The sequence below is a fragment of the Streptomyces sp. NPDC046900 genome (assembly GCF_040644975.1).
In the GTDB taxonomy this organism is placed as follows: Bacteria; Actinomycetota; Actinomycetes; order Streptomycetales; family Streptomycetaceae; genus Streptomyces.
Genome location: NZ_JBEYXD010000002.1, coordinates 122,941 through 135,228, shown reverse-complemented (window position 1 = coordinate 135,228; position 12,288 = coordinate 122,941). Strand labels below are relative to the sequence as shown.

At 71.8% G+C, this 12,288-nt stretch carries 13 protein-coding genes and 1 pseudogene; 5 read left to right on the top strand and 9 right to left on the bottom strand.

Features of this window, described 5'->3' with window-relative positions; translation table 11 throughout:
- Window positions 1–4: 4 nt before the first annotated feature.
- A complete protein-coding gene (locus ABZ904_RS02785) occupies window positions 5–961 on the top strand; it encodes a glycoside hydrolase family 16 protein (protein ID WP_359394313.1) in 957 nt (318 codons plus the stop codon).
- On the opposite strand, the gene ABZ904_RS02780 is transcribed toward ABZ904_RS02785, so the two are convergent.
- From ABZ904_RS02780 to zapE, 7 genes and pseudogenes are all read right to left on the bottom strand, one after another.
- On the bottom strand, window positions 869–1,312 hold the full coding sequence (locus tag ABZ904_RS02780) for a hypothetical protein (protein ID WP_359394315.1): 444 nt from the start codon (window positions 1,310–1,312) through the stop codon (window positions 869–871). The two genes, ABZ904_RS02785 and ABZ904_RS02780, sit on opposite strands and share 93 nt — an antisense overlap.
- A gap of 192 nt (window positions 1,313–1,504) precedes the next feature.
- Complete coding sequence (locus ABZ904_RS02775; RefSeq protein ID WP_359394317.1) at window positions 1,505–2,263, bottom strand: peptidyl-tRNA hydrolase; 759 nt, start codon at window positions 2,261–2,263, stop codon at window positions 1,505–1,507.
- Window positions 2,264–2,343: 80 nt separating this feature from the next.
- Window positions 2,344–2,520 (bottom strand): hypothetical protein, encoded by a 177-nt coding sequence (locus ABZ904_RS02770; protein ID WP_359394319.1) that lies wholly within the window; start codon window positions 2,518–2,520, stop codon window positions 2,344–2,346.
- On the bottom strand, window positions 2,517–3,407 hold the full coding sequence (locus tag ABZ904_RS02765; RefSeq protein ID WP_359394321.1) for a polysaccharide deacetylase family protein: 891 nt from the start codon (window positions 3,405–3,407) through the stop codon (window positions 2,517–2,519). The genes ABZ904_RS02770 and ABZ904_RS02765 overlap by 4 nt, the downstream gene beginning before the upstream one ends.
- 142 nt (window positions 3,408–3,549) lie before the next feature.
- A complete protein-coding gene (locus ABZ904_RS02760; RefSeq protein WP_359394324.1) occupies window positions 3,550–4,620 on the bottom strand; it encodes a slipin family protein in 1,071 nt (356 codons plus the stop codon).
- Window positions 4,621–4,749: 129 nt separating this feature from the next.
- Window positions 4,750–5,175: pseudogene (locus ABZ904_RS02755) on the bottom strand (SulP family inorganic anion transporter); the annotation flags it as partial.
- Window positions 5,176–5,194: 19 nt separating this feature from the next.
- Entirely contained in the window at window positions 5,195–6,295 is a 1,101-nt protein-coding gene (gene zapE, locus ABZ904_RS02750) for a cell division protein ZapE (RefSeq protein ID WP_359394326.1), read from the bottom strand.
- Window positions 6,296–6,332: 37 nt separating this feature from the next.
- Between zapE and ABZ904_RS02745 the strand changes: the two genes are divergently transcribed.
- The 4 genes from ABZ904_RS02745 to msrB all read left to right on the top strand — a co-directional run bounded on the left by ABZ904_RS02745 (window position 6,333) and on the right by msrB (window position 9,758).
- Window positions 6,333–7,184, top strand: coding sequence for a pyrimidine reductase family protein (locus ABZ904_RS02745; RefSeq protein ID WP_360989908.1), 852 nt, complete (start codon window positions 6,333–6,335; stop codon window positions 7,182–7,184).
- 201 nt (window positions 7,185–7,385) lie between these two features.
- Window positions 7,386–7,862: an indole-3-glycerol phosphate synthase gene (locus ABZ904_RS02740; RefSeq protein WP_359394330.1), complete on the top strand. Its 477-nt coding sequence runs from the start codon at window positions 7,386–7,388 to the stop codon at window positions 7,860–7,862.
- 82 nt (window positions 7,863–7,944) lie between these two features.
- A complete protein-coding gene (gene murC, locus ABZ904_RS02735; protein WP_360989911.1) occupies window positions 7,945–9,336 on the top strand; it encodes a UDP-N-acetylmuramate--L-alanine ligase in 1,392 nt (463 codons plus the stop codon).
- A 14-nt stretch (window positions 9,337–9,350) separates the two neighbouring features.
- Window positions 9,351–9,758, top strand: a complete 408-nt coding sequence (gene msrB / locus ABZ904_RS02730) for a peptide-methionine (R)-S-oxide reductase MsrB (protein WP_360989914.1) — start codon at window positions 9,351–9,353, stop codon at window positions 9,756–9,758.
- Between the two features lie 81 nt (window positions 9,759–9,839).
- On the opposite strand, the gene ABZ904_RS02725 is transcribed toward msrB, so the two are convergent.
- A complete protein-coding gene (locus ABZ904_RS02725) occupies window positions 9,840–10,871 on the bottom strand; it encodes an alpha/beta hydrolase (RefSeq protein WP_360989917.1) in 1,032 nt (343 codons plus the stop codon).
- 10 nt (window positions 10,872–10,881) lie between these two features.
- Entirely contained in the window at window positions 10,882–12,171 is a 1,290-nt protein-coding gene (locus ABZ904_RS02720) for a lipase (protein WP_360989920.1), read from the bottom strand.
- Window positions 12,172–12,288 lie beyond the last annotated feature (117 nt).

The window sequence follows — 12,288 nt, the reverse complement described above, 5'->3', positions numbered from 1 at the left end:
GAGATTGAGCCGACACCGCCGCGCTCACCGGCGCCGCCTGCGCGCCGCCGCCCTCCTGGTGGCGGCCCTCGAGGTGGCCTGCACCGTGCCGCGGACCGATGCCGCGACGCCGTCCGAGGACGCCTGCCACACCACCGGCGACGCGCTGCCCCGCGGCGACTGCGGCCCCTTCCACCAGGTCTTCGCCGAGAACTTCGACGGTGACGTGGTGCCGCTCGGCTCCTTCAGCGACTGCGACCACGACGCCGACACACGCGGCGCCTACTGCGGCGGTCTCACCGGCTCCTACCGTGCCGACTGGTGGGCCTACCCGCGCGGCTGGTACGACACCGCCGACCCGCGCAACCACTCCGACGGCAACGACCGTGTGCTCGGTGGCGAGTACCGCGCCGACGACACGGTGTGGGTCGGGCCCGCCGCGGGCGGCGACGGCCGTATGCACATCCGCATGTACCGGCCGGCCTCCGGCGGTGACCTCCATGTCGCGGCGGTGGTGCCGCGCGCGGTGATGCAGCAGGCGTACGGGAAGTACAGCGCCCGGGTCCGCGTGGTGAGGGCCGCCCCCGGTTACAAGAGTGCCTGGCTGTTCTACGGGGGCGGCTGCGAGATGGACATGTACGAGCAGTCGTGGGTCGACACCGTCCACTTCTTCCACCACCCGTGCGACGGGCGTCCCCAGGGTCACGCCGACACCGGTGAGCCGTTCACCGAGTGGCACACGGTCTCCCTGGAGTGGACGCCCGGCCGGGCCCGCTACTACCTGGACGGGCATCTGTACCTCAGCGACCACCGCGGCGTGGCCTCGCGCCCGCTGAGCTGGGTCCTCCAGAACGAGAGCGCGCTGTACGGGCCGTACGCGGCCCCCGGCTCATGGGCGCAGATGGACATCACCTGGGTCACCGCCTACGCGTACACGGGGTGGCGTCCGCCTGCCGCCGGGCCGCGACGCGAGCCGGAGTGACCGTGTCCCCGTGACCGGGGGGCGTCCATCAGGCCGGGCGATCCGGACTCCCGCCGATAACTCGGCGTGGATGTCCGGCCGGACCTCCACGATGACGTCCGCGTCCGCCACGTCACCCTCCTCGTCCCGCCACAGCAGGACCCGCACGTGCCTGGCCCGGGGGAGGCCGAGCATCTTCCACTCGGTCATCAGGTCGGCGACGACGAGGGCGACGGCGTACTGGGGGCCCTCGCTCGAATCATCGGCGGTGATGGTGCCCTGCCACCGCTCGGGGTCGCGGCCGTAGGGGCGCCATCCCTCCGAGCCGTGTGGTTCGCACACCCGGTACACCCAGTCCGTCTCGGTGTCCATACCACCGATCCTGTCACTGCGAGGACCGCGATGCGCGTGCCGCCAGACCGAGGATGCGCCACTGCCTCACGGTGGTGGACTCCTGCTCGTGCGGCGGTACACCTGCCCCCACCACGCCCACAACCGCAATCCCGCAGACGCCCGCTCCGGTCAGTAGCCCCGAGCGGTCCGGCCCTTCGGGACCTTGCCTGGTCAGGAACCGTTTCGCGGGCGAAGTGACGGATGCTCCGCGACCACCGTGCAGCTGCCCGGGGCGATCTCGGTGAAGCCGGCGTCCCGTACCAGGGGCAGTCCGGAGGTGGTGAGTGAGGCCCAGCGGGACGGGCGTGCGGTGCGCACGGCGAGGGGGAAGCCCGCGTCGCGCCAGGCGGCGCGCTCCTCGTCCGGCAGGGCCCACCAGGCGAGCTGGGCGCCGTGTCCGCCCTGGGCCATCGCCTTGCCGGCCGACATCTCCAGCTCCGGGTTCAGCCACAGCACCGGGCTCCCCGGATCGGCCTCGGCGGGCGGCTCGGGATCCTCCAGGTCGGTGCCGGAGACCTGCAGCTTGGCCAGGTCCTTGGGCCAGCCGTCCAGCGGGACGGGCGGGAAGACCCGTACCTCGGCCGACTTGCCCGTGACCGTGAGGCCCGGCAGCGCCTCGGCCCGCCGCCACTCGGCGCCGCGCGCCCGGCGGACCACCTTGCGGATCCGTGCGTCCTGCCAGTCCCGCATCGCCTGGGCCCACTCGCCCTCACCCAGTGAGCGCTCGTCGCTCAGGATCTCGAGCACCGCACGCGCCGCCGTCTCCAGCGCGTCCGTGCGCGCCGGGGGAGCGGCCCGCTCGATGCGCACGACGAGCGGCAGCACGAACTGCGGTGCCTCGTCGCGTGTGGTGCGCTCGGCGCGGAAGGGGCTGTCCTGGCCGTCGTGCGGGGCGTCCGCCGGCGCGGCGGTGGTCTGGTCGCTGCTCACGGGCTCAAGTCTGCCAGGCGGAACATCGGGTCATCGTGGGGGAGAGGACGGCCTCGTACGCCGCCGGCGGGCTGCCGTGCTCATCCGGAGCAGGCGGTGCGCTGTGCCTCCTGCCACTCGCAGACCGGGCACAGCGTGAGTCCCTTGTACGACTCCGGGTACTCCGTCGGCTTCCGGCACAGCACACACTCGGCGAACGGCGGCCCGCCCGCCACGGGCTCCCGTGCTGCCGGCTCCGTCTCGCAGTAATCGCTCATGGCCTCAGGGTAGGCGCAGGACTGGAGCCGGGGTCCTGCCGCCGTCCGCCGGACGCTCCGATCAGCTCGGAGACCTTGGCGAACCGGTAGCCCCTCTTGCGCAGCTCGGGCACGACGGCCCGGACCACCTTCTCCGTCACCGGCGCCCCGCCGCGGGTGCAGTGCATGATGACCACGGAACCGGGCCGGACCCCTCGCAGTACCTGCCGTACGACCGCGTCGGCGTCCGTCGCGAACGCGTCGCCGCTCACCACGTCCCACTGCACCGCGGTCATGCCGAGCGCACTGATCGTGCGCAGGGCCCGGTTGTCGTAGCAGCCGCCGGGGAAGCGGAAGTACGGCACCGGATGGGGCACCCCCGCCCTGTGGAGCGCCGTGACGCCGCGTTCCACGTCCGAGCGCATCCGCTGCGGCGGCAGGATCGGCAGCCCGTAGCAGGAGCCGGCGAAGGAGTAGTGGCTGTAGGAGTGGCTGCCCACCTCGAAGAGCGGATCCCGGCCGATCGCCCGTGCCTGCCGCGGGTACTGGTCGACCCAGCGGCCGGTCAGGAACACGGTCGCCGGAACCCGCAGCTCCCGCAGGGCACCGATCAGACCGGGGTTGTCGAAGTGCTCGCCCGCCGCCGCGCGGCGCCCCTCGGCCGCGGTCATGTCGGCGTCGAAGGTGAGGGCGACGACCTTCTCGTGCGTCGGGGCTCTCTTGAACACGGCCGCCAGTCCCTGCGGCCCGGGCGCGAGTGTGGGCGGCCCGGGAACGGTGGTCGTGGGGAACGCCGAAGGAGACGCCGAGGCCCGCGGGGCGTGGTGCGACGCACCGGGGATCGTGCAGGCGGCGAGCGCCGCGCCCAGGACGCCGAGGGTGGCGATGTTCCGTACGAGAGCGTTCACCGCACGAACGTAACCACCGAAATGATCAGAAAAGCAGATCTTCCGGGTGTGCCGGGCCGGTGAGAGGGCGAAGTCACCCGCCCGGCCGCCCGCAGAGAGTCACTCGGGCGCGGTCGTCACAGCCGGCGGAGGCGGTCGACGCCTACGGGGAAGGCGACGGTGTGCCTTCCGGTGAGGGGTCGGCCCGCAGCTCCGACGGGGGTGTGGGGGTGGGGCCTGGTGCGGCTTCTCGCGTGGGCGCCGCCGTCGCGGTTTCGGGCACGGGCTCCTGCACGGGTGCCGCGGGTTCCGGTGTGACTTCCTGCACGGGTGCCGCGGGCTCCGGTGCGGCTTCCGGCACGGGTGCCGCGGCTTCCGGCAGCGGGCCTGCCGCAGCCTCCTCCAGGGCTTCCGGGGCGGGCTGGGCCGTGGCCGACGGCGGCCGTGCGCCGTCATGGCCGGGCGTCACCTCCTGCGGCGCCGCCCGCTCCAGGAACCTCAGCAGCTCCACCGGGAAGGGCAGCACGAGTGTGGAGTTCTTCTCGGCCGCGACCGCCACCACGGTCTGCAGCAGCCGCAGCTGGAGCGCGGCGGGCTGGTCCGACATCACCCCGGCGGCCTCCGCCAGCTTCTTCGAGGCCTGGAGCTCGGCGTCCGCGTTGATGATGCGCGCCCGGCGCTCACGGTCCGCCTCCGCCTGGCGGGCCATCGACCGCTTCATCGTGTCCGGCAGGGACACGTCCTTGATCTCGACCCGGTCGATCTGCACGCCCCATCCCACGGCCGGGCTGTCGATCATGAGTTCGAGGCCCTGGTTGAGCTTCTCGCGGTTGGAGAGCAGGTCGTCCAGATCGCTCTTGCCGATGATCGAGCGCAGCGACGTCTGGGCCATCTGCGAGACCGCGAACCGGTAGTCCTCCACCTGGATGATCGCGTTCGTCGCGTCCATCACCTTGAAGTAGACGACGGCGTCCACGCGCACGGTCACGTTGTCCCGTGTGATGCCCTCCTGTGCGGGGATGGGCAGCGTCACGATCTGCATGTTGACCTTGTGCAGCCGGTCCACCATCGGAACGATCAGGGTCAGACCCGGCGACCGGGGCGACCCCAGGACCCGTCCGAAGCGGAAGACCACCCCGCGTTCGTACTGCTTGACGATCCGTGCCGCCGAGGCGAGGAACACGAATCCGGCGGCACCCGCCGCCACCAAGGCACCCACCAGCTCCTGGATCATGACGACCTCCTCGTCGAGAGGCCCGATGTGTCTGCACTGCCACCATAATTCCGCCGGTGTCCACCAAGCGAGGGCCGACCGGCCCACCGGCAGACGCTCGCCGGGGACGAGCCCGGTGGCCCCCTGCGGTCAGCGGCGGGATGTCATCCGCACCGGTTCCGTCCCGGCCGCGCCGTGCCGCACCGCCCAGCTCTCCAGGGCCGTACGGCAGGCGTCGTTCAGGTGGGGTGCAGCCCGGTCAGGTCCAGTTCGACCGGCCGGCCCTGGGGCACCGCCTCCAGGCCGTCGAGGATCTTCGGCAGCCGCAGAGACGTCGCGTTGCCCGACAGCCAAGCCTGGACCGGGCCCGCTCCCTTGTCGGCGAACTGCAGCACCCGGGACGCCTTGGTCCTGGCGCCCGCCCGGACGTCGGCCGCGCTGCGGACGATCACCGCGGTCATCGGCAGGGTGCCGAGCAGCCCGCAGATCGCGTTCCCTGCGCCCTGCGCCCTGCGCCATCAGCTCCCTGTCGTACTGGGCGCGCGGACCCCTGTGCATCGGGTCCACGGCGGCGGCGCACAACCGTTTGGGCTTGTTACTCCTTCACGAGACCCTGCGCGTCACGGGCGAGCGCCGTGAGGCGGGAGATCGCACGGAAGTACTTCTTGCGGTAGCCGCCCTTCAGCATCTCCTCGCTGAACAGCTTGTCGAACGGCAGTCCGGAGGCGAGCACCGGGACCTCGCGGTCGTAGAGCCGGTCCGCGAGCACCACGAGCCGCAGGGCCGTCGACTGGTCCGGCACCGGCCGGACATCGGTCAGGCACACGGCGTGCACCCCGTCGGCCAGAGCGCCGTACCGGCTGGGGTGGACGCGCGCGAGGTGGTCCAGCAGGTGCGGGAAGTCGTCGAGCGAGGCGCCCGCGGTGGCGTACGCCGCCTTCGTCACCTGCTCGTCGCTGTACGGCGCCGGAGCCTCGGGCAGCCCGCGGTGGCGGTAGTCCTCGCCGTCGATGCGCAGCGTGCGGAAGTGGGCGGACAGGCCCTGGATCTCGCGCAGGAAGTCGACGGCGGCGAAGCGGCCCTCGCCGAGCTTGCCCGGCAGGGTGTTGGAGGTGGCGGCGAGCGCGACGCCCGCCTCGACCAGCTTGCCGAGCAGGGTGGAGACGAGGACTGTGTCGCCCGGATCGTCGAGCTCGAACTCGTCGATGCAGAGAAGGCGGTGGCCGGAGAGCGTCTGGACCGTCTGCTGGAAGCCGAGCGCGCCGACCAGGTTGGTCAGCTCCACGAAGGTGCCGAAGGCCTTGAGCGAGGGCGCCGCCGGGGTCGCGTGCCACAGGGAGGCGAGCAGATGGGTCTTGCCGACGCCGTAGCCGCCGTCGAGGTAGACACCGCGGGGGCCCGACGGGACCTTGGCGGACTTCGCCTTGCCGAAGCCGAAGAACGAGCGCTTGGCGGAGACGGCGTGGGCACCGCCGAGGCCGTCGGCGAAGCCCTCGAGGACGCGGACCGCCTCGGTCTGGCTCGGCTGGTTCGGGTCCGGGATGTAGGTGGCGAAGCGGACCGAGTCGAAGCGCGGCGGCGGCACCATCTCGGCGACGAGCCGGTCGGCGGGGACGTGCGGCTCGCGGGAACAGAGCGACAGCGGGGCCGCCTCGGCTATCGGATCGATCCCTGAGGCGGCGGTGGAGGACGACACGGTTCACCACTCTAAAGGCCGTGCCACACTGCTCGACATGCGACGCCTGTTCCCTGTGACCGACGAGACAGCGACCCGGCCGGGTGACACGGCCCCCGATGACGGGCAGGCGGCGGGCGCGGGTCCAGCAAGCGGGCTCCCCGGTGCCGGCCGGACCGACCGCGAGTGGAGCCTGGACGAACTGGCCGCGGCGTACGCGTATCCGGAGGCGGGGCCGGGCGGACGGGAGCCCTGGCTGCGCGCCAACATGGTCTCCACCCTGGACGGCGCCGCCCAGCACGACGGGCGCTCCCAGCCCATCTCCGGCGCCGCCGACATGCGGATCTTCGGCACTCTGCGGGGGCTCGCCGATGTCGTGATCGTGGGGGCTGAGACGGTACGGCAGGAGGGATACCGTCCGGCCCGCGAGCGAGAGGCCTGCGCAGCGCTGCGCACGGCGGCCGGGCAGGGGCCCGTGCCCGCGATCGCGGTCGTCAGCGCGAGTCTCGAGCTGGACTTCTCATGGCCGCTCTTCACCTCGCCGCTGGTGCCCACACTGGTGCTGACCGGGGCCGCGGCGGCGCCGGACCGGGTGGCCGCCGCCGAGAAGGCGGGCGCCCGGGTGGTGACCGCCGGGGACGGCATGGGCGTGGACCCGGCCCGCGCCGTACGCGCCCTCGCGGATCTCGGCCTGACCCGGCTGCTCACCGAGGGCGGGCCGCGGCTGCTGGGCCAGCTGGTCGCGGCAGGCGTGCTGGACGAGCTGTGCCTGACGGTGTCCCCCATGCTCACTGCGGGTGACGCGCAGCGGATCGCCGGGGGGCCGTCGGTGGCCGTACCCAGGCGGTTTACGCTCGTGTCGCTGCTGGAGGAAGAGGGATTCCTGTTCAGCCGCTACCACCGGAGCTGAGCCACGGGGCTGTGCGTGTTCCTGTGCCTTGAGCCGGATTTTGTGGAATCACCTGTTCCGTGCGACCCCGGATGGGCGCACTAAATCAGGCGGTCTCTGTGCGATCACGGGGCAGGATGGTTTCCGCAGGGCCTTGGAGGCCCACGGAGGAGAGGCCCCTCGGGGGTCCTCGACGGACTCGGAAAAGAAGGGGCGCCCGTCGTGTTCACGAGCGTACTGATGATCGAGAAGGCCCTCACATCGGCGGACGTGGAGTTCGTCACCACTTTGCACGGTGACGAAGCGGTGTCCTTCCACGTCCTGTTGCAGCCCCGCGGCGACCAGGCCGACCGTCTGCTGCGCGCCATCGACGACATCGCCCTCGGCGAGCTGGACGAGGCGGCGCACGAGCGGGAGACCCCGGAGGGCAAGGACGCCGTGGCGCTGGGTCAGCAGGCCCTGGAGGTCTCCCTGTCCGCGCTGCACGGGGCGGGCAGCGAGGCCGAGGGCAGGCTCATCGAGGACCACCCGCTCGACGCGCTCAAGAAGCTCGTCGACGAGGTCGGCGCGGATGAGGTCATCGTGCTGACCGACCCCCACTACGTGGAGGAGTTCTTCCACCGCGACTGGGCCTCGAGAGCCCGGCACAAGGTTGGTGTGCCGGTGCTCAAGCTGTTCTCGCACAGCAAGAGCCAGTGACCGGTCGGTGTCCCTGGGCGCGCGCGATACCGCATAGGCTGGGGCGCTGAACGCACGCCGTACCAGCATCCAGGAGACACGCATGGCACCCGGCCTCCCCACCGCCATGGACCGACCGCACTTCATCGGCATCGGCGGCGCCGGAATGTCGGGCATCGCGAAGATCCTCGCGCAGCGTGGCGCCAAGGTGGCGGGCAGTGACGCCAAGGACTCCCCGACCGCCGAGGCGCTGCGCGCGCTGGGCGTGACCGTGCACATCGGTCACGCGGCCGAGCACCTCGCCGACGACGCCAGCTGCGTCGTCGTCTCCTCCGCCATCCGGGCGGACAACCCCGAGCTGGCCCGGGCGGCGGAGCTGGGCATCCCCGTGGTCCACCGCTCGGACGCGCTGGCCCGGCTGATGGACGGTCTGCGTCCGATCGCGGTCGCCGGCACCCACGGCAAGACGACCACGACGTCGATGCTGGCGGTCTCCCTGACCGAGCTGGGCCTCGCTCCGTCGTACGCGATCGGCGGCGATCTCGACGCACCCGGCTCCAACGCCCTGCACGGCGAGGGCGAGATCTTCGTCGCCGAGGCCGACGAGAGCGACCGCAGCTTCCACAAGTACGCGCCCGAGGTGGCGATCGTCCTCAACGTCGAACTCGACCACCACGCCAACTACGCCTCCATGGAGGAGATCTACGACTCCTTCGAGGCGTTCGCGGGCCGGATCGTGTCCGACGGCACGCTCGTGGTCTCGGCGGACCACGAGGGCGCGCGCGAGCTGACGCGGCGGCTGGGGGGCTCGGTGCGGACGGTGACGTACGGCGAGTCGCGGGACGCCGATGTGCGCATCCTCTCCGTCGTCCCGCAGGGCCTCAAGAGCGAGGTGACGGTGGTGCTGGACGGCACGGAGCTGACCTTCACCGTCTCCGTCCCCGGCCGTCACTACGCGCACAACGCGGTGGCGGCGCTGGCGGCGGGCGCGGCGCTGGGCGTCCCGGCGGCGGAGCTGGCCCCGGCTGTGGCGGCCTATACGGGCGTGAAGCGCCGCCTCCAGCTCAAGGGCGAGGAGGCCGGCGTCCAGGTCATCGACTCCTATGCGCACCACCCGACGGAGATGACGGCGGACCTGGAGGCGATGCGGGCCGCGGCCGGTGACTCCCGCATCCTGGTGGTCTTCCAGCCCCACCTCTTCTCCCGCACCCAGGAGCTGGGCAAGGAGATGGGCGAGGCGCTCGGCCTGGCCGACTCCTCGGTCGTCCTCGACATCTACCCGGCCCGCGAGGACCCGATCCCGGGCGTGACGAGCGAGCTGATCATCGAGGCGGCCCGGGCGGCGGGCGCGGACGTCCAGGCCGTCCACGACAAGGCCGATGTCCCCGCGGTCGTGGCGGGAATGACGGAGCCCGGAGATCTCGTTCTTACCATGGGCGCCGGGGACGTCACGGACCTCGGCCCCCGGATTCTGGACTGTCTCGCACAGAAGTAAAGGGGTTGGCCTTCATGTCGTACGACATCGACAAGCCGGACGAGCAGTGGCGCGCGGAGCTGACCCCGGCGGAGTACGCCGTTCTGCGCCAGGCGGGCACGGAGCCCGCCTTCACCGGTGAGTACACCGACACCAAGACCCAGGGCGTCTACTCCTGTCGCGCCTGCGGCGCCGAGCTGTTCACCTCGGACACCAAGTTCGAGTCCCACTGCGGCTGGCCGTCCTTCTTCGACCCGAAGGACAGCGACGCCGTGGAACTGATCGAGGACCGCTCCCACGGAATGGTCCGCACGGAGGTGCGCTGCGCCCGCTGCGGCTCGCACCTCGGGCACGTCTTCGAGGGCGAGGGCTATCCGACCCCGACGGACCAGCGGTACTGCATCAACTCGATCTCGCTGCGTCTGGCGCCGAGCGAGGGCTGACCGGCCGAAGGGCGGGGCGGCGGGCGTCCGGGAAGGACGCCGCGCCGCCCCGCGAAGAGGCCTGCTCGGTCGCGCACACCGTCAGGCCGACAGGACCTCCAGCAGAGCCGCACCGAACTCCTCGGGGCGTTCCAGGTGCACCGCGTGCCCGGCGCCCGGGACGGCGACCTCGCGTACCGTGCCGCCGGCCGACGCGTAGCGGTCCAGGACGTGGCGGGTCTGCGCCACCATCGGCTGGGCGGGCGTCCCGTCCCAGCCCGGCACCGCGCCGATCGAGCCCAGGTGCGCCAGGTCGAACAGCGAGGTGTCCGAGACGATCACGTCGTCCTCGCCGCGTATCCACAGCACCGGCGGCTTCGGGTCGAGCAGATGCAGCTCGTCGACACGGAAGACCAGCGGTGAGAGGCAGTTGAGGACCCCGCGGGTACCGGGTGCGACGCCCGGCCAGGCGGAGGACGCCACGCTGTCGCCCGGGTAGTGGTCGTCCCCTGTGCGGGTGGTGAGCATGGACTCGACGTACTCGTCCTCGTGCTCGGGGCGCAGGGGCGGCTTGACGTAGCAGTTCGCCAGGACGGACCGGGGGGAGAGCGGGGAGTCCTCACCGCGGTCGCCCTTCGCGAGCCGCGTGACGAACTCGGGGTTGGCCGTGCCGCCGCCCGAGCCCGCCCCGTCCTCGGAGTTGAGGGTTCCGTCCACCCCCTGGGTACCGCCGAAGCCGTACGGGGAGACCGGGTTGACCAGGGTCACCGAGCGCACCGCGGCCGGACGGTCGCACAGGTACTGCAGGACGACGCCCCCGCCCATCGACCAGCCCACCAGGTGTACCCGGTCGAGCCCCAGGGCCGCCAGCAGCGCGGCGAGGTCGTCGGCGTGGTCGCGCAGGCCGCGCGTCGCGTCGATGGGCAGCGGGTCGGTGTCGCCGAACCCCCGCAGGTCCGGTGCGAGGGGGCGGTACCGCTCCGGAAGCAGAGGCAGGGTGGTGCGCCAGAAGGTGGCGGAGGAGACGTTTCCGTGGACGAAGACGACCGGTTCGCCCTCGTCCCGGATGTCGGTGACCCCGACGGTGAGCCGGTCGGTGGGAACTCGTCGGGTGCGGATGCTGCTGGTGCTCATGGGCGGTCCTTCAGGAGAGCCAGGTGGCGATCTGGGCGGCGGCCGAGCTGTTCCAGCCCAGCTCGAGGTGGTTGGCGCCGACCACGGTGGCCGTGCCGCCGACCGTGGGGATACCGGTGGTGTCGAGCGCGCTCGCGATGAAGACGACACCGTCGCTGGGCCCGCGGTTCTCGTTGAAGATGCCGACGACGTCCGCGGAACCGCCCGCCAGCAGATAGGTGGTGACGGAGGCGGGTACTCCGGCGTTGTGCAGGGGCGTGATCAGTGAGCCGGCGTTGATGGCGGCCTGGATGCCACTGCCCGCTGTGTAGAAGCCCTGGCCGCCGTAGTACGTCGTGTACCAGTCCTGCGCGGAGCCGTCGACCCCGAACACCCCGTCCCAGCGCGCCAGCATCTGGCGCTGACCGGGATAGTCGTCGTAGCCGCCGGCCGGCGTCATGGAGAACTCGGGGTGCGAGGTGTACTGGCCGTAGCACGTCATGTACGAGTGCGGGGAGGGGGCGTTGACCGTGCCTCCGCACTCGGGCCAGATGGAGAAGTCGTGCGCCCAGCCGTGGGCGTACGGATAGTCGTAGCCGCCGTTGGGCCCGCCGACGGTGATCAGCCTGCGGACGTCACCGGCGTAGGCCCGTCCCCAACTCGGCTTCAGGGACGACACATACGCGCGGGCCGACATCTCGCCCTTGCTCCAGCCGACGAGGTCGACCTTGGTGACGCCCAGCTTCGCCTTGATGACCGCGATCGCGTCGCCGACGATCTGCGCCTGCATCAGGTTGTCACCCTGCTTGTGCGCGAAGCCGACGGCGAAGACGCGGTGGCCACGCCCCGACAGATACTGCATCAGCCCGGTGGACGGGCAGGACAGGGCGCCGCAGCCGTAGCCGCCCGCCTCACCCGGATTGGCCCAGGCGCGGTCCGCGGTGTCGTTCGCGCCATGGACGAGCAGGACCGGCGTGGTGCTGGTTCCGGTGTTCCAGCCGGGGGCCGAGTAGAGCAGGAAGCGGCCGGAGTACGGGCGCGAGACGCCACCGAAGTAGGTCACCCGCTTGCCGTCCTGGTCACCGCGGCCGTCCGGCGGGTAGCCCTCGGTACGGAATCCGGTGGTGGTGTCGAGGTAACGCTCCACGCGCTCCCAGCCGTTGGTGACGACACCGGCTCCATAGGTGGCCTCGAGAGTGAGATACGGAGGCGGCTCGGCGGCGTACGCGGTGCCGCCGGTGGCCGGAAGTCCGGCCACCACCGCCATCAGGAGGGCGAGCAGCAGCCGCCACCGGCCCGCACGGCCTTGTTTGTACCGCATGTCCTGTCCCCCTTGCCGACGTGTGCCCGACGCTCCTCGGTGCGGCGACACGTTAGGCAAAGGAGGTATGGGACGGCATATGTGGGGACCCCATAAGAAAGGGCGGCCATATGGGGC

Bases quoted from the DNA above. Each gene is read 5' to 3' on its own strand.
- ABZ904_RS02760 (WP_359394324.1), bottom strand. From the start codon at position 4,620: ATGATCCAGGAGCTGGTGGGTGCCTTGGTGGCGGCGGGTGCCGCCGGA.
- ABZ904_RS02725 (WP_360989917.1), bottom strand. From the start codon at position 10,871: ATGAGCACCAGCAGCATCCGCACCCGACGAGTTCCCACCGACCGGCTC.
- murC (WP_360989911.1), top strand. From the start codon at position 7,945: ATGGCACCCGGCCTCCCCACCGCCATGGACCGACCGCACTTCATCGGC.
- ABZ904_RS02745 (WP_360989908.1), top strand. From the start codon at position 6,333: ATGCGACGCCTGTTCCCTGTGACCGACGAGACAGCGACCCGGCCGGGT.
- ABZ904_RS02770 (WP_359394319.1), bottom strand. From the start codon at position 2,520: ATGAGCGATTACTGCGAGACGGAGCCGGCAGCACGGGAGCCCGTGGCG.
- msrB (WP_360989914.1), top strand. From the start codon at position 9,351: ATGTCGTACGACATCGACAAGCCGGACGAGCAGTGGCGCGCGGAGCTG.
- ABZ904_RS02720 (WP_360989920.1), bottom strand. From the start codon at position 12,171: ATGCGGTACAAACAAGGCCGTGCGGGCCGGTGGCGGCTGCTGCTCGCC.
- ABZ904_RS02780 (WP_359394315.1), bottom strand. From the start codon at position 1,312: ATGGACACCGAGACGGACTGGGTGTACCGGGTGTGCGAACCACACGGC.